The organism is Micromonospora lutea, from assembly GCF_016863535.1.
Classification (GTDB): Bacteria; Actinomycetota; Actinomycetes; order Mycobacteriales; family Micromonosporaceae; genus Micromonospora; species Micromonospora lutea.
Genome location: NZ_BOPB01000022.1, coordinates 1 through 20,150, shown reverse-complemented (window position 1 = coordinate 20,150; position 20,150 = coordinate 1). Strand labels below are relative to the sequence as shown.

The 20,150-nt window shown below is 71.3% G+C and carries 19 protein-coding genes and 1 tRNA gene; 10 read left to right on the top strand and 10 right to left on the bottom strand.

Going from position 1 to position 20,150, the window contains the following annotated elements; translation table 11 throughout:
- Nucleotides 1-72 precede the first annotated feature (72 nt).
- The 3 genes from rsgA (at nt 73) to Vlu01_RS19150 (ending at nt 2,919) form a co-directional block, all read left to right on the top strand.
- A complete protein-coding gene (gene rsgA, locus Vlu01_RS19160) occupies nt 73-999 on the top strand; it encodes a ribosome small subunit-dependent GTPase A (RefSeq protein WP_239095999.1) in 927 nt (308 codons plus the stop codon).
- Between the two features lie 92 nt (nt 1,000-1,091).
- Nucleotides 1,092-1,904, top strand: coding sequence for a histidinol-phosphatase (hisN, locus tag Vlu01_RS19155; protein WP_204001471.1), 813 nt, complete (start codon nt 1,092-1,094; stop codon nt 1,902-1,904).
- Nucleotides 1,905-1,953: 49 nt separating this feature from the next.
- Nucleotides 1,954-2,919, top strand: coding sequence for a hypothetical protein (locus tag Vlu01_RS19150; protein WP_204001593.1), 966 nt, complete (start codon nt 1,954-1,956; stop codon nt 2,917-2,919).
- Here Vlu01_RS19150 and Vlu01_RS19145 read toward each other — a convergent pair.
- On the bottom strand, nt 2,874-4,076 hold the full coding sequence (locus Vlu01_RS19145; RefSeq protein WP_204001468.1) for a glycosyltransferase: 1,203 nt from the start codon (nt 4,074-4,076) through the stop codon (nt 2,874-2,876). The genes Vlu01_RS19150 and Vlu01_RS19145 overlap by 46 nt on opposite strands.
- Before the next feature lie 136 nt (nt 4,077-4,212).
- Between Vlu01_RS19145 and Vlu01_RS19140 the strand changes: the two genes are divergently transcribed.
- Nucleotides 4,213-5,205 (top strand): SDR family oxidoreductase, encoded by a 993-nt coding sequence (locus Vlu01_RS19140; RefSeq protein ID WP_204001464.1) that lies wholly within the window; start codon nt 4,213-4,215, stop codon nt 5,203-5,205.
- 89 nt (nt 5,206-5,294) lie between these two features.
- A complete protein-coding gene (locus Vlu01_RS19135) occupies nt 5,295-5,867 on the top strand; it encodes a DUF5709 domain-containing protein (protein WP_204001461.1) in 573 nt (190 codons plus the stop codon).
- Between the two features lie 27 nt (nt 5,868-5,894).
- Here Vlu01_RS19135 and Vlu01_RS19130 read toward each other — a convergent pair whose 3' ends face one another.
- Both Vlu01_RS19130 and macS read right to left on the bottom strand, forming a co-directional pair.
- Entirely contained in the window at nt 5,895-6,554 is a 660-nt protein-coding gene (locus tag Vlu01_RS19130) for a response regulator (protein ID WP_204001458.1), read from the bottom strand.
- Nucleotides 6,551-7,675, bottom strand: a complete 1,125-nt coding sequence (gene macS, locus Vlu01_RS19125; RefSeq protein ID WP_373307451.1) for a MacS family sensor histidine kinase — start codon at nt 7,673-7,675, stop codon at nt 6,551-6,553. The genes Vlu01_RS19130 and macS overlap by 4 nt, the downstream gene beginning before the upstream one ends.
- Nucleotides 7,676-7,789: 114 nt before the next feature.
- Here macS and Vlu01_RS19120 point away from each other — a divergent pair, with 114 nt between their 5' ends.
- Nucleotides 7,790-8,263, top strand: coding sequence for an ATP-binding protein (locus Vlu01_RS19120; protein WP_204001452.1), 474 nt, complete (start codon nt 7,790-7,792; stop codon nt 8,261-8,263).
- Between the two features lie 12 nt (nt 8,264-8,275).
- Here the strand turns inward: Vlu01_RS19120 and Vlu01_RS19115 are convergent, their stop codons facing one another.
- The 5 genes from Vlu01_RS19115 to Vlu01_RS19095 all read right to left on the bottom strand — a co-directional run bounded on the left by Vlu01_RS19115 (nt 8,276) and on the right by Vlu01_RS19095 (nt 14,059).
- Nucleotides 8,276-9,106, bottom strand: a complete 831-nt coding sequence (locus Vlu01_RS19115; protein ID WP_204001449.1) for a phosphoribosylaminoimidazolesuccinocarboxamide synthase — start codon at nt 9,104-9,106, stop codon at nt 8,276-8,278.
- A 108-nt stretch (nt 9,107-9,214) separates the two neighbouring features.
- Nucleotides 9,215-9,454 (bottom strand): hypothetical protein, encoded by a 240-nt coding sequence (locus Vlu01_RS19110; protein WP_204001446.1) that lies wholly within the window; start codon nt 9,452-9,454, stop codon nt 9,215-9,217.
- Between the two features lie 118 nt (nt 9,455-9,572).
- Nucleotides 9,573-9,646: transfer RNA gene (locus tag Vlu01_RS19105), tRNA-Met, on the bottom strand.
- A 286-nt stretch (nt 9,647-9,932) separates the two neighbouring features.
- Entirely contained in the window at nt 9,933-12,944 is a 3,012-nt protein-coding gene (locus Vlu01_RS19100; protein ID WP_204001444.1) for a UPF0182 family membrane protein, read from the bottom strand.
- 101 nt (nt 12,945-13,045) lie between these two features.
- The gene (locus tag Vlu01_RS19095; protein ID WP_204001442.1) at nt 13,046-14,059 is read right to left on the bottom strand and encodes a YlbL family protein; all 1,014 of its coding nucleotides are present in this window, start codon (nt 14,057-14,059) and stop codon (nt 13,046-13,048) included.
- A 184-nt stretch (nt 14,060-14,243) separates the two neighbouring features.
- Between Vlu01_RS19095 and Vlu01_RS19090 the strand changes: the two genes are divergently transcribed.
- On the top strand, nt 14,244-15,473 hold the full coding sequence (locus Vlu01_RS19090) for a zinc-dependent metalloprotease (protein ID WP_505840627.1): 1,230 nt from the start codon (nt 14,244-14,246) through the stop codon (nt 15,471-15,473).
- 45 nt (nt 15,474-15,518) lie between these two features.
- Here Vlu01_RS19090 and Vlu01_RS19085 read toward each other — a convergent pair whose 3' ends face one another.
- A complete protein-coding gene (locus Vlu01_RS19085) occupies nt 15,519-16,211 on the bottom strand; it encodes a hypothetical protein (RefSeq protein WP_204001438.1) in 693 nt (230 codons plus the stop codon).
- Nucleotides 16,212-16,243: 32 nt separating this feature from the next.
- Nucleotides 16,244-16,765 (bottom strand): M48 metallopeptidase family protein, encoded by a 522-nt coding sequence (locus Vlu01_RS19080; RefSeq protein ID WP_204001436.1) that lies wholly within the window; start codon nt 16,763-16,765, stop codon nt 16,244-16,246.
- Between the two features lie 537 nt (nt 16,766-17,302).
- Here Vlu01_RS19080 and Vlu01_RS19075 point away from each other — a divergent pair.
- The 3 genes from Vlu01_RS19075 (at nt 17,303) to Vlu01_RS19065 (ending at nt 20,109) form a co-directional block, all read left to right on the top strand.
- Nucleotides 17,303-17,470, top strand: coding sequence for a DUF5679 domain-containing protein (locus tag Vlu01_RS19075; protein ID WP_012014940.1), 168 nt, complete (start codon nt 17,303-17,305; stop codon nt 17,468-17,470).
- Nucleotides 17,471-17,665: 195 nt separating this feature from the next.
- Nucleotides 17,666-18,712 carry a hypothetical protein gene (locus Vlu01_RS19070; RefSeq protein WP_204001434.1) on the top strand — a complete coding sequence of 349 codons (1,047 nt, stop codon included), beginning with the start codon at nt 17,666-17,668 and terminating at the stop codon, nt 18,710-18,712.
- Between the two features lie 68 nt (nt 18,713-18,780).
- Nucleotides 18,781-20,109 (top strand): ABC1 kinase family protein, encoded by a 1,329-nt coding sequence (locus Vlu01_RS19065; protein WP_204001432.1) that lies wholly within the window; start codon nt 18,781-18,783, stop codon nt 20,107-20,109.
- Nucleotides 20,110-20,150: the final 41 nt, after the last annotated feature.

Genomic DNA, 20,150 nt, shown 5'->3' with positions numbered 1-20,150 from the left:
CGCACCCGGCCACAGCACGCCGACGCCAAGGACGGTTTCGTCATCGCGGTGGACCGTGGGCGGTACACCTGCGTGCGGCCCGGGGCCGGGCCGGACGACCCCACCATCACCGCGATGCGTGCCCGCGAACTGGGCCGCAAGTCGGTCGTGGTCGGCGACCGGGTGGGGCTGGTCGGTGACACCTCCGGCTCCTCCGGAACGCTGGCCCGCATCGTTCGGATCGAACCACGCCGGTCGGTGCTGCGGCGGACCGCCGAGGACGACGCCAGCACCGCTGAGGGGCGGCTGGAACGGGTGGTGGTCGCCAACGCCGACCAACTCGTGATCGTCAGCGCGCTGGCCGACCCGCCGCCGCGTACCGGGTTCATCGACCGCTGCCTGGTCGCCGCGTACGACGCCGGCATCGAACCGCTGCTCTGCCTGACCAAGGCCGATCTGGCCGGGCCCGAGGCGGTGCTCGACTACTACACCGAGTTGGAACTGCCGTACCTGCTCCTCCGGCCGGACTCCCCACTGGACGCGCTGCGCAGCCTGCTGACCGGCCGGGTCTCGGTGCTCGTCGGGCATTCCGGGGTGGGCAAGTCGACACTTGTCAACCGCCTGGTGCCGGAGGCCGAGCGGGCGGTCGGCACGGTCAGCGCGATCGGGCGGGGACGGCACACCTCGACCAGCGCGGTGGCGTTGCGGCTACCCGCGCCACCCGACGCGCAGCAGGACCCGGGCTGGATCGTGGACACCCCGGGCGTCCGCAGCTTCGGGCTGGCCCACGTCTCGGCCGAGAGCCTGCTGCACGGCTTCCCGGACCTGATCGAGGCCACCGCCGACTGCCCGCCGAACTGCCCACACACCGCCGACGAGGCCGACTGCGCACTCGACGGTTGGGTGGCGGCAGGACGGGCCGATGCGCGCCGGCTGACCTCGTACCGCCGATTGCTGGCCTCCCGCGCCGGCGAGACCGACGCACGGAGCGAGCCCGACCCGCGCGGGCAGCCGGAGTGACCCGGCGGGCGCGCACCCGACTCGGCACCTGACGACCTACCGGCGCGGGCCCCGGGCGCCGGCCCGGTGCCGGCGTCGCTACCGTGTCCGGCATGACCGGTTACGTCGCTGACCTGACCCTCGCCCACCGGCTCGCCGACGCCGCCGACGCCTTGTCGACGGCCCGGTTCCGCGCCCTGGACCTGCGGGTCGAGTCGAAGCCCGACCTGACGCCGGTCTCCGACGCGGACACCGCCGTGGAACGCGAGATCCGCGCCCTGCTCGCCGAGCACCGGCCCGACGACGGGCTGCTCGGGGAGGAGTACGGCGAGACACCCACCGCCGGAACCCGCCAGTGGGTGGTGGACCCGATCGACGGCACCAAGAACTTCGTCCGGGGGGTACCGATCTGGGCCACTCTGATCGCCCTGCTGGAGGACGGCCATCCGGTCGCCGGTCTGGTCTCCGCGCCGGCCCTGGGCCGCCGCTGGTGGGCGGCGCGGGGCACCGGAGCGTACGCGGGCCCGGACGCCTCCCGAGGTACGCCCATCCGGGTGTCCGGGGTGAACCGGTTGGCCGACGCCAGCCTCTGCTACTCCTCGCTGGACGGTTGGGAGAAGGCGGGCCGGCTCGACGCGGTGCTCCAACTGATGCGCGACACCTGGCGCAGTCGGGCCTACGGCGACTTCTACGGTTACATGCTGTTGGCCGAAGGCGCGCTGGACGTGATGATCGAGCCCGAGTTGTCGCTCTGGGACGTGGCCGCGTTGGTACCCATCGTGACCGAAGCGGGGGGCAGGATCACCGATATGTCCGGCCGTCCAGCTCCGGCCGGTGGCGACAACAGCACCCTGGCCAGCAACGGCGCGCTGCATCCCGACATCCTTCGGCGGCTCGGCAGCCCGCCGCGCATTGACGCCGGGTAACCTCTATCCTCGCCAGGTGGCTACCTCGGGTTGGTGTTTCCTGGCTGCGATGATCGTCGCGTACGGCGTCGCCAACCTGTTGCAGTCGGTGGCCGCCGCCCGTACGACAGTGCATCACACCTTCGATCCCGGGCTGTTGCTGCGGCTGGCCGGGCATCGCACCTACCTGGTCGGGCTGGCCTGCCAGGTCGCCGGCTTCGTCCTGGCCTTCCTGTCCCGACGGGACCTGCCGCTGTTCCTGGTGCAGGCGAGCGTGGCCGCCGGACTCGGCGTCACCGCCCTGCTCGGCGTGATCCTGCTGAAGTGGCGGCTACCAGCGGCCGAGGTCGCGCTGCTGGTGCTGCTCTTCGCCGGAATCACCGCGCTGGTGCTCGCCGCCCGGCCGGCACCGTCGAAGGCCCTCGGCACCGAGGGCATGATCGCATTGCTGGTGACCCTGGCGGTGATCGCGGTGCTGGGCTTCTTCGCGGTCCGGCTGCACGGCGCGCCCGGCTCGGTGGCGCTCGGGTCACTGGCCGGGCTGGCCTTCTCCGCCGCCGCGGTGGCGGCCCGACCGTTGGCCTCCGCGTCGAGTTGGGACGCGTTCCTCAGCGACCCGCTGCTCTATCTGCTCATCGCCCATTCCGTGGTGGGTCAGCTGCTGCTCGGGCTGGCGATGCAGCGCGGTTCCACCACGGCCGCGGTGGCCGCCATGGACGCGGCCGGGGCGGTGCCCGCCGCCATCGTCGGGCTGCTGCTGCTCAACGACAAGATCTGGCCGGGCCGCGAATGGCTCGCCGGGGTCGGTTTCCTGATCACCCTCGTCGCGGTCGTCGGGCTCACCCGGTACGCGGAGCCGCAACACCAGCACGCTGTGGCCCGGGAGACCAGTCGGGCGGTGGTCGGTGTCCCGCCGCCGCTCGTGGCCCAGCCGGCCGCTGCCGGCTGCGAGGTCACGGGTGTGCGTGTGGGTGTGGGAGACCCGCTGCCTCAGGCCGCCTCGACCGGCTTACGCCGGCCCACCACCCGCTCGTAGAGCCGCTCCAGTGCGCTGGCCGTACGCTCCCAGGTGTAACTGCACCGCACCCGGTCGACCGCGGCGTGCCCGTAGGCGAACCGGCCCGCGTTGTCGGTGAGCAGCCGTCGCAGCGTCATCCCGAGGGTGCGTACGTCGCCCGGTGGCACCAGCTTGCCGGTCACCTCGTCGACCACGGCGTCGGCGATGCCGCCCATGGCGTAGCCCACCACCGGGACACCACAGGCCATCGCCTCCAGCGACACCCGCCCGGCAGAGGAGTAGTGCGGCGTGCAGGCCACCACGTCGGCCGAGCGGTACCAGGTGGCCATCTGCTCGTGTGGTACCGCGCCGACCAGCTGCACCTGCTCGCCGACCCCGACGCGATCGGCCAGCTCGCGCAGCAGGCGCGCCTCGGCATGGTTGGCCAGCTGGTCCGCCGGTGGCCCTCCGGCGATCACCAGCTCCGCGTCACCGACCAGGCGCATCGCCCGGATCAGGTCCTCCTGGCCGTGGCCCCGCCCGAGCCCACCCACCGAGAGGATCCGGGGGCGCTGCTCGCGCGGGGCGGCCTCGCCGTCAGGGTGGAAACGCTCGATGTCGACGCCGGTCGGGACCATCGCGACCGAGGTGCGTTGCAGACCCATCCGGGTCAGCTCATCGACCTCGTCGTTGCACTGGGCGACCGCGATGTCCACCGCCCGGGTCAGCGCACGCTCCAACGGAATGCGGGTGCCCGGACCGTCGTACTGGGCGCCGAGGTGGCGGAGCTGTTCCATGCCGATCGAGTGGAACGTCTGCACCATCGGGATGTCGGTCTCCCGCACCGCGTGTGCGGCGACCAGACCCCCGACCCAGTAGTGACCGTGCACCACCTCGGGCGTCCAGTCGCCGGACCACCGGTCGGCCAGCCACTCACCGAACGCGGCCACGTAGGGCACCAGCTCGGCCGTGGGGATCGGCTCGATCGGGCCCACCGGTGCCCGCTCCACCCGGTAGCCGTCCACCGTGTCGGTCTCGGTCACCTCGGGATCGTCCCGGCGGACGTACACCCGCACGTCGTGACCCCGCCCGGCCAACTCGGCCGCGACCCGTGCGATGTGCTGGTAGGTGCCGACGACGGTTCCGTCGCCGAACGGCGGCGCAGCGGCGTGGGCACAGACAAGGCCAACGCGCATGGGTCACCTCCATGCGGATGAGGGCGGTGGTCTCCGGTCAGAGCGTCCCATTAACCGGCCTCCGAAGAGCCGAAACCTCGCAGATCGGAGGTACACCCGACGGCATGACCCGGACACGACGGGGTACGGACGCTGAATGCCCCTTGCCCGCACACTCGCCGACGCCACGATCGTCATCACCGGTGCCTCCAGCGGCATAGGTGCGGTGACCGCGTACGCCCTGGCGCGACGCGGCAGCACCGTGGTGCTGGCCGCGCGCACCGAGCCGGCGCTGCGGAAGGTGGCCCGGCACTGCCGTGAACTGGGCGGCCGCACCCTGGTGGTGCCGACGGACGTGACGGATGCGGACGCGATGCGTCGGCTCGCGGCGACCGCGGTGGCGGAGTTCGGCCGGATCGACGCGTGGATCAACAACGCCTCGGTCGGCACCATCGGGCTGTTCGACGAGATCCCGGTGGCGGAGTTCCGTCGGGTGCTGGACGTCAACCTGCTCGGTACGGCGAACGGGATCCGAGCCGCGCTGCCGCACCTGAGCGCGGCCGGTGGCGGTGTCGTGGTCAACAACGCCTCGGTACTGGCCGAGGTGGCGATGCCGTACCAGTCCCCGTACAACGCGGCCAAGCACGGCGTCCGAGGACTGGCCGACACGATCCGCCAGGAGCTGCGGGTCACCGGCCGAAGCTCCGTCTCGATCTGCACCGTGCTTCCGGCCACCATCGACACTCCGTTCTTCCGGCACGCCGCCAATCACAGCGGCCGGCAGGTCCATCCGCCGCCACCGGTGTACCCGCCGGAGGTGGTCGCGGAGACGATCGTCCGGTTGCTGCGGCGACCCCGACGGGAGGCGTACGCCGGGGGTGCCGCGCGCCTGATCGGCATGCAGTGGCGGCTCGCTCCGGCGCTGGCCGAATGGGTTCTCGGCTGGTATGGCCGGTACACCCAGTTCGGTTCGCCGGCGGTCGCCGACACCACGGACAACCTCTTCCGTTCCGACGCCGGTGCGGCGACCGAGGGTGGCTGGCATGGCCGGCGTCGCCAGGTGGTCCGGATGTCCGCCGCGCTCGGGCTGGCCGCGGCCGGCACCGCTGTCGGCACGGTCGCCGTGCTGACCCGCCGGCTGGCCCGCTGAGCGGGCCGGGGCGGCACTCGGCTGGCGTCGAGCCGCTATCCGCCCGTCGGGACCGGTTACGGCGGGAGGGCAACGGGTAGTGGTGAGTCATGCGCGACGACGAGTACCCGACCCCCGTGTCCGATCCCGAGGCCGACGGCCTGCCCGACACCGCCGACGACGATTCGACGGCCGGGGACGACGTGCTGACCGGTCGGGAGGCCGACGGTCCCGCACCGGCCCAGCTGCCCGGTGACCGGACGCCGGTGGCGGTCGACGAGTTCGGCACCACCGCCGAGGAGCAGCTCGACGGCGAGTCGTTGGACTACAAGCTGAGCCGGGAACAGTTCGAGCTGCCGGTCGATGATCCGCTGGCCGGGCCGGTGGATCCGGACATCGCGGCCGAGGCGGACAGCCGGGAGCAGGCGGCGCAGGCGCAGCTCGACGCCGACGTGATCGACCCGGGCCCCACCTCGGATCCGAAGTCCCCGGTCTCGCTCTACGACCACGACCAGCTGGGCACCAGCGCGGACGCCACCGTCGGTCGGCTGGTCGAACCGGACGAGGGGGCCCACACCGACCAGGAGACCGATTCGATCGCGTACGACGCGGGTGCCGCCGGTGGCGGAGCCAGCGCCGAGGAGCTGGCCGTGCACGAGACCCGGCCGCCGCACTCGGTCTGACCAGCGAACGTCGACCGCACCCCCCGGTCAGTCGTCCAGGCCGCGTTCGATCGCGTATCGGGTCAGCTCGACCCGGTTGTGCAGTTGGAGCTTGCCAAGCGTGTTCTGCACGTGGTTCTGCACGGTGCGGTGCGACAGTCCGAGCCGGTCGGCGATCTGCTTGTACGACATCCCCTTGGCCACCAGACGCAGCACCTCGGTCTCCCGGTCGGTGAGCCGGGGTGCCGCGTCGGCACCGGCCGTCGCGTCGTTGCTGACGCCGGCCAGTCGGCGGTACTCACCGAGGACCAACCCGGCCAGGCCGGGTGTGAAGACGGGTTCGCCCGCCGCGGTGCGCCGCACCGCCTCCAGGAACTCCGTCAGCCCGGCGGATTTGAGCAGGTAGCCGGTGGCGCCGGCCTTCACCGCGTCCAGCACGCCCTGCTGCTCGCCGCTGGCGGAGAGCATGAGCACCCGCACGCCGGGGTGGGCCGCTCGCAGTCCCTGGATCACCTCCACGCCGGAGATGTCGGGCAGTTGCAGGTCGAGCACCACCACGTCGGGACGGGCCGCGGCGACCACCCGGACCGCCTGGCGGCCCTCCCCACAACTGGCCACCACCTCGTGACCGGCCTCGGCGAGGTCGCGGGCCACCCCTTCCCGCCACATCGGGTGGTCGTCGACGACCATCACACGCACACCGTTCATGATCTCCTCCTCGGCACGGTGAGCTCCACCTCGGTACCGGCACCCGGCGTCGAGCTGATCCGGGCGACACCGCCCAGGTCGACCAGCCGCCCCCGGATCGCCTGGGCCACACCCAACCGTCCCTGGGCCACGGCCTCGGTCAGGCGGTCGGGTGGGAAACCCGGTCCCTCGTCCCGGATCGACACGGTGACCGCCGACCCCTCGTCCTCGATCAGCACCCAGCCCCGCCCACCGCCATGCCGGGCCACGTTGTCCAGCGCCGCACCGACGGCCGCGGCCAGCTCGCGGGCCACCGCCGAGGGCAGCAGCACCGGGTCGGCCGGGGCGGACAGCGACACGGTGGCCGAGGCGTGCCGGCCGAGCAGCGTACGCAGATCCACCGGCGCGTCGGCGGCCCCGGCCGCGACCGGCCCGGCACCGGAGATCAGCGACCGCAGCGCCACCTCCTGCTCACCGGCCAACCGGGCCAGTTCGCCCGCCTCGCCGTCGAGGTGGGCGCCACGCCGCTGCACCAGAGCGAGCACCTGGAGCACCGAGTCGTGGATGTCGCGGGCCAACCGTTCCCGTTCCCTCGTGGCGGCCTCCAACTCGACCGCCCGGTGCAGCCGTTCTCCGGCGGTCACCGTCAGCCGGGCGACGTGTCCGACCACCACGCCGGCGAGCAGCATCAGGATCGCGCCGTTGAACGCGGTCGGGGTGACCATGCCCCGGGTCGCGAGGTCGGTCGCGCCGAGCACCAGCGCCGCGACCGCACCGCGCCGCCGCCCGCCGCAGACTGCCCAGGCCAGCACCGGCCCACTCAGCCAGGCCACCGGAAGGGTCGGCAGCCCCGCGTCGAGCGCCGGCCGACCCATCACCCACGGGGTCGCCAGCAGGATCGCCACCACCACTCCCAGATCGGCCAGGAGCAGCGGCCAGCCGCGCCGGGCCGGAACCGCGTACCCGATCGCGGTGACGGCGGTCCAGGCCGCCATGAGCAGCACCAGTCCTGCCGCGGCGATGGGGTGGGCGTACCGGTCCGCGTCGCGGATCAGCACCACGCAGACGTACGCCAGGGAGGCCACCCGGAAGACCGCCACGGCCCGCCAGAGCGGAACCTCGAAACCACCGGCAGCGGGCACGTGCGCCACCATGCCACAGGGCGTCGGACCGCCTGCGGCCGATGCACCTCGACCAACCCTGACGTACGGTGGTAAAAGTCGCGAAAACTCTGCGATCTCTGTCGGGACGGGGCCATGACGAACGCAGGATCTCCCACACCGCGTACGGTGGTCCCCATCGAACACGCCCTCCTGATCGCCGACGCCTTCGACCAGGCACAGGTGACCGAGCTTCGACACTCGGTCGCCGCCTGCGCGCGCACCACTGGGCTGCGCGACGAGCGGCTGGACGACTTCGTGCTCGCCGTCAACGAGCTGATCACCAATGCGGTACGCCACGGCGGCGGTCAGGGCTGGCTGCGGCTGTGGCAAGAGCCCGGCCTGGTGTTGTGCGAGGTAGCCGATCACGGGCCGGGCATCAGCACGCAGAACCTCGACAATCGCAGCCGGCCCGAGCCCGAGACGGCCGGCGGCTGGGGGCTCTGGCTGGCCCGCGAACTGACCGACGCGATGGACGTCGACACCGGGCCCGCCGGCACCACGGTACGCATCATCACCGCGACCGTCCCCACTGAGCAGCACGTCGGCCGCCACCGCAGCGGCGAGTAACGGCTCGCAGCGCTACCAGCGGGTGCCGGTCAGCTTTTCGTAGACATCCACGTAACGGGCCCGGGTGGCGTCGACCACCTCGGCAGGCACCTCCGGCGCCGGATCCCGCTTGTCCCAGCCGCTGTTCGTCGCCCAGTCCCGGACGTACTGCTTGTCGTAGGAGAACTGGGCGCGCCCGGGCTGGTAGGACTCCGCCGGCCAGAATCGGGACGAGTCCGGGGTGAGCAACTCGTCGCCGAGGACCAGAGTGCCGTCCGACGCCCAGCCAAGCTCGATCTTGGTGTCGGCGATCAGGATGCCCCGGTCCGCCGCCAGCTCTGCGCCCCGGCAGTACACGTCGATGGTGAGCTGTCGCAGCCGGTCGGCGGTCTGGGCGCCGACCTTGTCGACCACCTCGGCGAAGGTGATCGGCTCGTCGTGCTCACCAACCGGCGCCTTGGTGGACGGAGTGAAGATCGGCTCGGGCAGGATCGACGCTTCGACCAGCCCGCGCGGCAGTTCGACGCCGGACACCTTCCCGGTGCTCTCGTACTCCTTCAGTCCGCCGCCGGTGAGGAAGCCCCGAGCGACGCACTCGACCGGCACCATCTCAAGCCGGCGGCACCGAATCGCCCGGCCGGCGAACTCCGGCGGCACGTCGGTGGCCGAGATGACGTGGTGGGGGATCAGGTCGGCCAACTGTTCGAACCACCACAGCGACAAGGCGGTGAGCAGCTTGCCCTTGTCCGGGATCGGGGTCGGCAGCACCACGTCGTAAACGGAGATGCGGTCGGATGCGACCAGGATCAGGTCATCGCCCTCGGCGTAGACGTCCCTCACCTTGCCCGAGTGCAGAAGTTCCACGCGGACAAGTAGAACACGCGCTGGGCGTACCACCGCTGGCGGTCCACGCTGCGGCCGGAGGGCCGGACGCCACCGCCCAGCCCTCGACAGGGTGCCGGGGTCGTCTGGTCAACGCCGACGGCGGGTCATCCGGATCACCAGCAGGACGATCACCCCCACCACCACGAGGCAGCAGAGCAGGCTCAGGAAACCGAAGAATCCGCCACCGCGTCCACGCCGTCGAGCCGCCTCCACCACCAGTTCCCCGGTGCCGGTCGACGCCCAGGCCGCGACCGGAACGAACACCGCCAGCACCACCGCACCCAGGAGCGTGCTGAGCCGCCCCCACCACCTACCGAAGGAAGACATGTGCTCATCCTCGCCGAGACGCGCAACCCGGACGGCCGAATGACGCTCGCGTCAACATCGGCGGCAGCATCTCGAAAAAGAAGAGGTCCCGGATGAATCCGGGACCTCTTCCATGCAGTAGCGGGGACAGGATTTGAACCTGCGACCTCTGGGTTATGAGCCCAGCGAGCTACCGAGCTGCTCCACCCCGCGTCGGTAGATCCACCGTAGCGCACCTCCCCGGTCGGCCGCAAAGCGGCCCGCTGTACGCCCCACGCCGCACCGATCCGCGACCCCGTAGCGGCGTCGGACCCGGTCCGCGCGGACACCCTCGGCGACGGCAACCGGGGGCGGGAATCGAACGACTACGTAGTGCTGTGGCTCACGACGACCTCCTGGTGCCGAGTTGACACGGCACAGACGAACGGTGGGTCCCCGGTTCGGATGAACCGGGGACCCACCGGGGCTGGTCGCGCCACCGCGCTACCGTCCGCGCACGCTAACCACCGGGCGTCGCGGTCGGGGTGGCGCTCGGTCCACCAGCCGCTGTCTGTGCCTGCTGGAAGGCGGTGAGCGCCTCGTCCAGCGCGGCCAGCGCACGACCGTACCGCTCGAAGTCGCCGGACGCCTGCGCGGCACGCACCTCGGTGATCGCGGCCCGCACCCGCTCGGCCGCCGCACCGAGGTCGCCGGTGAGCGGCGGAGCGTCGCCGGGTGCCGGGGTGGCCGTCGGCGAGGCCGGCGGCGAAGCCGGTGGTTCCTCGCCCTGCTCCGGCGGTTCCTCGCCCTGCGTCGGGGGCGGCGGCGGGTTGCCTGCCGCCGCCTGCTTGCCCTGCTCGACGAGCTGCTTGATGCCGTCGCTCACGCTGTCCGCCAGGACGACGTAGGAACCCCCGTCGCCGTACGACATCAGCACCTTCTGCAGCAGCGGGTACGCGTCCTGCTGGTTGCTCTTGACGTAGACCGGCTCGACGTACAGCATCCCGTTGCCGAAGGGCAGTGAGAGCAGGTTTCCGTACTGCACCTGAGCCTGGTTCGAGGAGAGCAGGTTCAACTGCTGCCGGATGTTGGCGTTGGTGTTGGTCATCCGCTGGTGCACCTGCACCGGCCCGGAGATCGCCGTCTGGTCGGGCAACTCCAGCACCTGCAACGTCGGCCTACCGTCCTGGTACGACCCGGAGATCAGGGCGGCCAGGTTCTGCCGACCGTTCGGGGTGACCGCGCTGGTGAGCTGGAAGCGCGGCGCGTCCTGACCCGGGAACTGCGTGTAGAGGTAGTACGGCGGCTGCTTCTGCCCGCTGTCCGGCGCGTCCGGCACGTTCGGCACCTGCCAGAAGTCCTGGCCGGAGTAGAAGTCGCCGGGGTTGGTGACATGGAACCGGGTCAGCAGGTTGCGCTGCACCTTGAACAGGTCGGCCGGGTACCGGAAGTGGTCGGCCAATGCCGCGGGGATCTCGCCGCGCGGTTTGATCAGGTCACCGCCGAAGGCCTTGTTCCACGCCTTGAGCACCGGGTCGTTCTCGTCGAACTCGTAGAGAACGACCGTGCCGTCGTACGCGTCGACGGTCGCCTTCACCGAGTTGCGGATGTAGTTGACGTTCTCCCGGGCCAACTGGATGGTGCCCCGGCCGGTCAGCTCGTCGGTGGTCTCCTGCTGGAGGTTGACCCGCTCCGCGTACGGGTAGGTCGCGGCGGTGGTGTAGCCGTCGACGATCCACTGCACCCGACCGTCGACCAGGGCGGGATAGGGGTCACCGTCCAGGGTGAGGAACGGCGCGACCTTCTCCACCCGGTCCCGGGGGTTACGCACGTAGAGCAGCTTGGAGTTGTCGTTGACCGCCTCGGAGAGCAGGAAGTTGGCCTCCTGCTCCTTGATCGCGTAGAGCAGCCGGCGGGAGAACGAGCCGATCTCGACGCCACCGGAACCGGTGTAGGTGTAGTACGACTCGGACCCCTCGCCGCCCTCGCCGGCCGGGCGGTCGAACTCGGCCGGGTTGGCGTCCTCGTTCGGCTTGCCGACGATCGCGTAGTCGCCGTCCGCCATCCGCTCGCCGTAGTAGATCCGAGGCTGGCTCGCCGGGATCAGGTCGGTGGGTGACGCACACGACTCCTGCGACCGCTCGCCGAGCGAACCGGAGACGAAGAACGGCTGGCCACCGCAGACCACCCGGTTCGCGGGCGCGGCCACCACTCCGTAGCCGTGGGTGTAGACGGTGTGCCGGTTGATCCAGTTGCTCTGCTGGGCGGTCAACTCGCCGTAGTTGATCTCACGTACGCCGACCACGTAGTCCTGAGTCGCCCCGTCGATCGTGTACCGGTCGATGTCCAGCTTCGGGCCGAAGTCGTAGAAGCCACGGACCTGCTGAAGCTGGGTGTAGGTCTCGCTGACCAGCTGCGGGTCGAGCAGCCGGACGTTCGGCACCACCGAGGTGTCGGTGGCCAGGCTCTCCGGCGGGTTCAGGTTGCTGGCCGCGTACGCCGAGCTCTGGGCGATGTCCAGGCCGAATGACGCGCGGGTGGCGTCGATGCTGCGCTGGATGTACGGCGCCTCCTTGTCCCGGGCGCTGGGCTTCACCTCGAAGGTCTGCACCGCCCACGGGTAGATGCCGCCGATCGCCACCGCGGAGACACCGAGCAGGGCCAGCGAGATGCCCGGCCAGACCAGGTTGCGCATCCAGGCGTTGGAGAACACGATGATCGCGATCGCCACCACCACGGAGATGTAGGCGAGGATCTCCTTGGCCGGCAGCAGTGCGTTGATGTCGGCGTAGCCGGCGCCGTACACCCCCACGCCGTCGTTGTACTCCAGCAGCATCGCCCGCCGGTCCAGCACGTACGCGACGGCCTTCAGCAGGACGAAGACCGCCACCAGCGTGCTCAGGTGGGCCCGGGCCGCGTTGCTCATCCGGTCGCCGACACCCTGTAGCCGCACCCCGCCGAAGAGGTAGTGCACAGCCAGCGCACCGATCAGAGCCAGGACCACTGCGGTGAAGGCGAGCCCCAGCAGGAACCGCCAGAACGGCAGCTGGAAAACGTAGAAGCCGACGTCGACACCGAACTCCGGGTCGTCGACCCCGAAGTTTCCGCCGTGCAGGAAGAGCAGCCACTGGTTCCAACGGCTCTGCGCCGACAGGCCGGCGAAGAGGCCGACGATGGCGGCGGCCACCGTGATCCACAGGCCCAGCCGGGGACCGAGCAGCATCCGGTACCGCTCCAGCGTGGCCTGTTCCGGTGAGTGCGGTCGCATCCGTGGGCGCAGCCGTTGGGCGAGCCAGAGGTTGCCACCGACGATCGCTGCCATCGCCAGGCCCGCCGCCAGGAAGAGCAGCAGTCGGGTGACCAGCACGCCCCGGAAAACCTCGGTGTAGTCGACCTCGGAGAACCAGAGCCAGTCCGTCCAGGCCTGCACCCCCCAGCCCAGCAGGGTGAACAGGACGAACACCCCGATCAGGACCCCGATCGTGACGCGTCCGCGTCGGCTCATCCTCGGCAGGGGGCTGCTGCTACGCATGACCACTGTTGGCTCCGCACGCTCGTTATGATCGGCTCCGACCAGGCACCCAGAGTACGGGGTGTTCCTGAAGGCGTGAGCGCAAGGTCAAGCCGGGCGGCTCAGCAGTACGCGGGCTCGCCCCCGGAACGCAGTGCCTCCAACGCGTCAAGCGCCTCGTCGAGCGAGCCCACCTTCACCAACGGCAGGTCCGGCTGTCGGTTACCGACCGCTTCGGCGCAGTTGGCCGCCGGTACCAGGAACGCGGTCGCGCCGGCCTGCTTCGCACCGACCAGCTTCTGCGGTATCCCGCCGATCGGGCCGACCTGCCCGGAGTCGTCGATGGTGCCGGTGCCCGCGATGACCCGGCCGCCGGTCAGGTCCTCCGGGGTCAGCTTGTCGATGATGCCCAGGGCGAACATCAGGCCCGCGCTGGGCCCACCGATGTCCTTCAGATCGAAGGAGAGGGTGAACGGATGCGGCTGCTGCTGCTCGATTTCGACGCCGATCCGGGGCCGGCCGTCCTGCTCCTGGCTGGTGATGGTGTCGGTGCGCGCGGTGCCGTCGCGGGTGTACCCGATCCGCAGTGCCGTGCCCGCCGGCTTGGCTCGGATGAGTTCGGTCAGCCGGGAGGCGAGCGGCACCGGTTCACCGTCGACCGACGTCACCACGTCACCGGGGCGGAGCACCGCGGCCGACGGCCCGTCGGTGGCCACCGTCTTGACCACGACCTGCACCTCGTACCCGAGTTTCCGCAGCGCGGCGGTCTCCGCGCTGGTCTGCGAGACCTGGAAGTCCTCGGCGTTGCGCTGTTCCACCTCCTCCTGGGTCTCCCCCGGCGGGTAGACCAGCTCACGCGGCACCACCGCCTGCTCGTCGGAGAGCCAGCCCTGAATGGCGGAGCGGAGCTTGACGCCGGGCTGCACGCCCACCGTCGTCAGCCGCAACTGCCCCTCCGAGGTGGAGGTCTCCCGGCCGGTGACCTGGATGACCTCCTTGCCGTCCTCCTGGCCCAGGGTGTCGACGGTCGGGCCGGGACCGAGCACCACGTACGGGACGGGCGCGCCGAGCACCCCGATGCTGAGCAGTGCGGTGAGCAGAGCACCGAGCAGAACGGTCATGCCGCGACGTCTCATGCGGCAGAGCGTACCGATCCCGACGACGGCTCCCGGTCGGCACGACGCACGACTTCGCCCTCAGCGCAACCACGGTGGCGGCGACCCGGGGCGTCACGCGCGTACCGTAGACGTCGTGCCTGATATTCCGTTCGGTTTCGCGCTTCCGGGTGGGCAGCCGCCCGACCCCAACGACCCCGCGCAGATGCAGCAGTTCATGTCGCAGTTGCAGCACCTGCTCTCCGCGCCGGGCAGCGGGCCGGTCAACTGGGACCTGGCCCGTCAGGTGGCGGCCAGTCAGCTCGCCGGGACGGGCGACCCGGCCGTCGCGCCCCACGAGCGTCACGCGGTCGAGGAGGCCCTGCGCATCGCCGACCTCTGGCTGGAGCCGGCCTCCGCGCTGCCCTCGGGCATCCGCACCACGGTGTCCTGGAACCGCAACGAGTGGATCTTCAAGACGCTGGACGTCTGGCGCAAGCTGTGCGATCCGGTGGCCAGCCGGATGGTCGGCGCGATGGGCGACCTGGTCCCACCGGAGGCCCGAGCGCAGCTCGGCCCGATGCAGTCGATGGTGGCCACCCTCGGTGGCGCGCTCTTCGGCGGTCAGCTCGGCCAGGCACTCGGGTCACTCGCCGCAGAGGTGCTCTCGGCCGGCGACATCGGTCTGCCGCTCGGACCCGCCGGCACGGCCGCGCTCATTCCGGCCAACATCAGGGCGTACGGCGATGGTCTGGAGCTGCCCGAGGACGAGGTTCGCCTCTATGTCGCCCTGCGCGAGGCGGCACACCAACGGCTCTTCGAGCACGTCCCGTGGCTACGCGGGCACGTCCTCAACGCCGTCGAGACGTACGCCGCCGGCATCCGGGTGAACCGGGAGGCGATCGAGGAGGCGATGGGGCGGGTCGACCCGACCGATCCGGAGTCGATGCAGGCGATTGCCCTGGAGGGCATTTTCACTCCGGAGGACAGCCCGACGCAGAAGGCGTCGCTGGCCCGGCTGGAGACCGCCCTCGCCCTGGTGGAGGGTTGGGTCTGCCACGTGGTCGACGGGGCGGCCGCCGGCCGGTTGCCGAACGTCGTGGCCCTGGGCGAGGCGTTCCGTCGCCGTCGGGCGGCCGGCGGGCCGGCCGAGCAGACCTTCGCTGCCCTGGTCGGGCTGGAGCTGCGGCCCCGTCGGCTGCGCGAGGCCGCAGCGCTCTGGGCGGCGCTCACCGAGCATCGGGGAATCGCCGGCCGGGATGCGTTGTGGGGGCACCCCGACCTGCTTCCCTCCGACGACGACTTCGCCGACCCGGTGGCCTTCGCCATGGCGGACGTGGACCTGATGACCGAGCTGGAGAACTTCGACTTCTCCGCACCGGGTGGCCCGGAGGAGAAGGCCCCGGGCGAGACGGAACGACGCGACGACACCGAGGGCGACGAGGGCCGTTCCTGACCACCCCGAACGACTGGTCGCCGTCACGCCGACAGCGTGACGGCGTCAGCCGTTCCGGCCGGCACCGGAGAGCAGGGACCGGGTGTGCTCCCACCCGTCCAGCGCCGGATCGAGTCGGGCCAGATCCGCCGGACCGCGCAGCCGGTGCCAGGAGGGTGTCACCGCCAGGTCGCCGGGGCGGGGTGCCGCCGCCCGGACAGCCGCGGGCACCGTGGCGTCCATGTCCAACGGCGGCAACCAGGACGGTACGGGCAGCCGGGCCGCCACCCCGAGCAGTCCGGGCAGGCCCCCCTCGGCCGGGGCGACCGCGACCGGTCGGCTGGTCAGCGGACGCAGCAACTTACCGACGGTGAGTCCAGGCAGGTCGGGCGCATCGCCGGCAACGACCGCCACCTGCTCGTAGCGGTCGGTCGTCGTCAGGGTGCCGCCCCCCGGACCGGCACCGGATGGCGGTTCCGTGCCGGTCGTCCCGTCCGGCCCGCCGGCATCGGTCAGGGCGGCGAACACCGCGTTCGGGGTCGGCTCGGGTACCTCGTACACGGTCGTCCCGGGCCAGATCACCGCATCGGCCAGCCACCGGTCCGCTCGGGTGACCGCCACCGCGGTGTCCACCTCGTTCAGCATGGCGAGCAGGTCCACCACGTCCTCGGCGAGCGCGGTGCGCCAGTCCTCCGGGTCGACGCCGGGCGGCGCCCAGGCGACCGGCGCGAGCAGCGCCACCACCACACGTCGGGCCATCCACCGACCCTACCGCCGCGCCGTCGGGGCACTCAGGCGGTGCCGACGACGGCCGCCACGCCCTCCAGGTAGCCGCGCGCCCGTTCGGTCTTCGGGTACCGCCCGACCAGTGCCCAGAACTGTGCGTTGTGACTGGGCACGATGAGGTGAACCAGCTCGTGCAGCAGCACGTAGTCGATCACCCAGTCCGGCATCTCCTGGATCCGGTGCGACAGCCGGATCGAGCGGTCCGCCGGGGTGCAGGAGCCCCACCGGCCGTTCTGATTGCTCACCCAGCGGACGCTGCCCGGCACGGCCTGGTTGCCGTACTCAGTGAGATAGAGCTTGATCAGCCGGCTGGCGCGAGCCACCAGTTCGGCGTCGGAGCGGACCAGGCGCCCCTCGCGGGCCGCCAGCCGGGCGAGCATCCGGTCGACCCACTCGCTCTCCTCGGCCCGGGAGAACTGGTCGGGGATGAGGACGACGACCCGCTCCCCGTCCCGGTAGGCGGACACCGTGCGTCGCCGGCGCTGGCTGCGCCGTACCTCGACGACAGGCTTCCGCGGCCCAGCCATCAGTGGACCGCGCAGCCTCGGTTTGCTGTCACGTTGGCAAGCTAATGCGTTGTGACCAGGGCTCCGCAAGAGTCAACCCCCCGACACGCGTCCGGAAAATGGGGATTGGTCGCCAGGAGTCCAGAAAAATTTATTGCCAAACGCGGTGCAGCCGTCACGGTCACCCTTCGTGGTGGCCGGCGAGGTGTCACACCCGGACCCGCCACCACGGTAAGTGATCATCGCAGCGGAACCCGATTCGGGGTCCGCGTACCCGGCATCAGCGGCATCACCAGCGCAATTGCGGGGTACCGGTCGGCGTGTCCCCGCCAAACTGACTGATCTGACCCAATTCGGCGTGCACACTCTCGACGTCGCCTTGCTCACAGTGGCAATGCGCAGCTGACATGGAACCGCCCACACCTGGGTAGGGTCCGCCAACCAGTGGTCACGGAGGTGATCACCGGACAGAACCCGGCGCCGGACGCCTTGAGCGACCGCCACCGGGAGACCCACCGGGTCGTTATCGCCCGGTGGACGAGATGAGGAGGGCACATCGTGGCCGACCAGGCCCAGACCTACAACGGTTACTGCGTCAAGTGCAAGGAGAAGCGGGACTTTGAGGGCCGTGTCGAGGTCTCCAAGACCGGCATGAACATGGCCAAGGGCAAGTGTCCGGTATGTGGCACAACAGTGAACCGCATCCTGGGCAAGGCGAAGGTCTGACGTACGGGTACTGGACGGGGTGGCCTGCGGCCACCCCGTCCAGTGTGTGTGCGTGGGTAACTGTCGGACCACCGACAACCACTACCCGCGGGTTGTGGATAACTCGCCAAAACCTGTGGGCAGCCCTGGATCTGGGGTTGGCCACCTGTGGACAACGATCGACGGAAAGCATGGACACGGTCACTATTCGTGCCCATGACGCGACCCGCCCAACGCCCACCGTCTCCCCGTCCTCGACTGCTGCCCGGGCTCACCCGCCTCTGGCGTGACCGGCACACCCTCCAGCTCGGCCTCGGCCAGGAGCGGGCGGTCCTGGTCGAGGTGGCCGACTCCCGAGCGGCCCGGCTGCTCGACCTGCTCGACGGCACCCACAGCGAACGGCAGGTGCTGGCCAGGGCGGAGGTGCGTCCGGAACACGCCCGTGCGCTGCTCGACGCCCTACGGACCGCCGGCCTGGTGGTGCCAGCGCACACGCTCGTACCCCGGGACCTCACCGGACCACGGCGGATCCGGCTGGCTGCCGAGGCCGGCGCGCTGGCGCTGGCCACCGCCCGGTTACCGGGCACCCCCGCCCAGGTGCTCCGGCGTCGCCTGGCCGCCCGGGTGACGGTCGCCGGCAGCGGTCCGCTCGGCCCCGCCGTCGCGGTCGCTCTCGCCCAGGCGGGCATCGGTCATGTTCATCCCGACCTGCCCGGACCGGTTCGCCCGATCGATCTCGTCGGCACCGGCATCCCCGCCACCGAGATCGGGCGTCCGCTCGACGCCGCCACCCATGCGGCGATACAGCGGGCCGCCCCGGGTACCGGCACCGGTCCGCTCCGCCGACCCCGTCCCGACCTGGTCGTGCAACTCGGCTGCGACCGGCCGGCCGCGCTGCTGGCCGCCGGTCACGCCCAACGGCGACAACCGCACCTGTTCGTGGACGTCCGGGAGGGTGTTCCGACGGTCGGGCCGCTGGTCCGTCCGCCGGTCGGTCCCTGCCTGCGCTGTCTCGACCTGCACCGGGCCGACCGGGACCCGGACTGGCCGGCACTCGCCGCCCAACTCGCCAGCGCCCCGCCCGCTCCGGCCTGCGCGGCGAGTCTCCTGCTCACCGCGACCGGATGCGCCGTCGGCGAGGCGTTGAGCCACCTCGACGGAGGCACTCCCGAAACCCTCGGCGGATCAGTCGAGGTGGTGGCTCCCGGCAGCTTTCGGCGACGCTACTGGCCACCACACCCACGCTGCCGATGCGGCGGGTGACCGCTGCACCGGTGCCGGGTGCGGCTGCACGGCAGCGATGGGCCGGCCGAGTCGGTAACAATGACCAAGTGACCGACATCCCGCGCCGGGCCGTGTCCCGGACCGCCAAGCTCGCCGCTCTGCCGCTCGGCTTCGCCGGCCGGACCGTCCTCGGCATGGGAAAGCGCGTCACCGGGCTCGCCTCCGACGTGATCTCCGCCGAGATCCAGCAACGCACCGCCGAGCAGTTGTTCAGCGTCCTCGGCCAGCTCAAGGGCGGAGCAATGAAGTTCGGTCAGGCGCTGTCGGTGTTCGAGGCCGCCCTGCCGGAGGAGATCGCCGCGCCCTACCGGCAGGCGCTGACCAAGCTCCAGGAGGCCGCGCCGCCACTGCCCGCCGCCACCGTGCACAAGGTGCTGGCCGAACAGTTGGGGCCGGCCTGGCGGGACCGGTTCGTGAGCTTCGACGATTCTCCGGCCGCCGCAGCCAGCATCGGGCAGGTGCACCGAGCCGTGTGGCGGCTGCCGGACGGCACGGGCCGGAACGCCGCCGTGAAGATCCAGTATCCGGGTGCCGGCGATGCCCTGCTCGCCGACCTCAAGCAGCTCTCCCGGCTGGGCGGCATGTTCCGGGCCATCCAGCCCGGGCTGGACATCAAGCCCCTCCTGACCGAGTTGCGGGAACGGATCACCGAGGAACTGGACTACGAGTTGGAGGCGGAGTCGCAGCGCGCCTTCGCCGCCGGGTACGTCGACGACCCGGAGATCTACATACCGGAGGTCTTCCACGCCTCGCCCCGGGTGCTGGTCACCGAGTGGATATCGGGCACCCCGCTGGCCGACGTCATCCGGTCCGGCAGCGAGGAGCAGCGCGACGAGGCGGGCCGGCTGATGGCCACCCTCCACCTCTCCGCGCCGGCTCGGGCCGGGCTGCTGCATGCCGACCCGCATCCGGGCAACTTCCGGCTGCTACCGGACGGCCGACTCGGTGTCATCGACTTCGGAGCGGTGGCCCGGATGCCGGAGGGCACGCCGGAACCGATCGGCCGCATCGCCGGGCTGGCCCTGCGGGGCGACGCCGACGAGGTGGTGGCCGGCCTGCGGGCCGAGGGCTTCGTGAGCACCGGGGAGCCGATCGACGCGCCCGCGCTGCTAGAGTTCCTGCGGCCGATGCTGGAGCCGATCGCCACCGACGAGTTCCGGTTCACCCGGGCCTGGCTGCGCGCCGAAGCCACCCGGCTGGCCAGCCCTCGTTCCCCGGCGTACCAGTTCAGCCGGCAACTCAACCTGCCGCCGTCCTACCTGCTCATCCACCGGGTGACGCTCGGGTCGATCGGGGTGCTGTGCCAACTGGAGGCCAAGGCCCCCTACCGGGGCATCCTGGAACGGTGGCTGCCGGGGTTCGCTCCGGTCGGCTGAGCCCGGACGCGACGCGGCGGGCGGGGACATCGTCCCCGCCC

What these genes read in the sequence shown, in the direction of transcription:
- Vlu01_RS19070 (WP_204001434.1), top strand. Translation starts at nt 17,666, where the DNA reads ATGACGCGACCCGCCCAACGCCCACCGTCTCCCCGTCCTCGACTGCTG.
- Vlu01_RS19130 (WP_204001458.1), bottom strand. Translation starts at nt 6,554, where the DNA reads ATGAACGGTGTGCGTGTGATGGTCGTCGACGACCACCCGATGTGGCGG.
- Vlu01_RS19080 (WP_204001436.1), bottom strand. Translation starts at nt 16,765, where the DNA reads ATGGCTGGGCCGCGGAAGCCTGTCGTCGAGGTACGGCGCAGCCAGCGC.
- Vlu01_RS19095 (WP_204001442.1), bottom strand. Translation starts at nt 14,059, where the DNA reads ATGAGACGTCGCGGCATGACCGTTCTGCTCGGTGCTCTGCTCACCGCA.
- Vlu01_RS19140 (WP_204001464.1), top strand. Translation starts at nt 4,213, where the DNA reads ATGCCCCTTGCCCGCACACTCGCCGACGCCACGATCGTCATCACCGGT.
- Vlu01_RS19085 (WP_204001438.1), bottom strand. Translation starts at nt 16,211, where the DNA reads ATGGCCCGACGTGTGGTGGTGGCGCTGCTCGCGCCGGTCGCCTGGGCG.
- Vlu01_RS19110 (WP_204001446.1), bottom strand. Translation starts at nt 9,454, where the DNA reads ATGTCTTCCTTCGGTAGGTGGTGGGGGCGGCTCAGCACGCTCCTGGGT.
- hisN (WP_204001471.1), top strand. Translation starts at nt 1,092, where the DNA reads ATGACCGGTTACGTCGCTGACCTGACCCTCGCCCACCGGCTCGCCGAC.
- Vlu01_RS19150 (WP_204001593.1), top strand. Translation starts at nt 1,954, where the DNA reads ATGATCGTCGCGTACGGCGTCGCCAACCTGTTGCAGTCGGTGGCCGCC.
- Vlu01_RS19120 (WP_204001452.1), top strand. Translation starts at nt 7,790, where the DNA reads ATGACGAACGCAGGATCTCCCACACCGCGTACGGTGGTCCCCATCGAA.
- Vlu01_RS19135 (WP_204001461.1), top strand. Translation starts at nt 5,295, where the DNA reads ATGCGCGACGACGAGTACCCGACCCCCGTGTCCGATCCCGAGGCCGAC.
- Vlu01_RS19100 (WP_204001444.1), bottom strand. Translation starts at nt 12,944, where the DNA reads ATGCGTAGCAGCAGCCCCCTGCCGAGGATGAGCCGACGCGGACGCGTC.
- Vlu01_RS19145 (WP_204001468.1), bottom strand. Translation starts at nt 4,076, where the DNA reads ATGCGCGTTGGCCTTGTCTGTGCCCACGCCGCTGCGCCGCCGTTCGGC.
- Vlu01_RS19090 (WP_505840627.1), top strand. Translation starts at nt 14,244, where the DNA reads ATGCAGCAGTTCATGTCGCAGTTGCAGCACCTGCTCTCCGCGCCGGGC.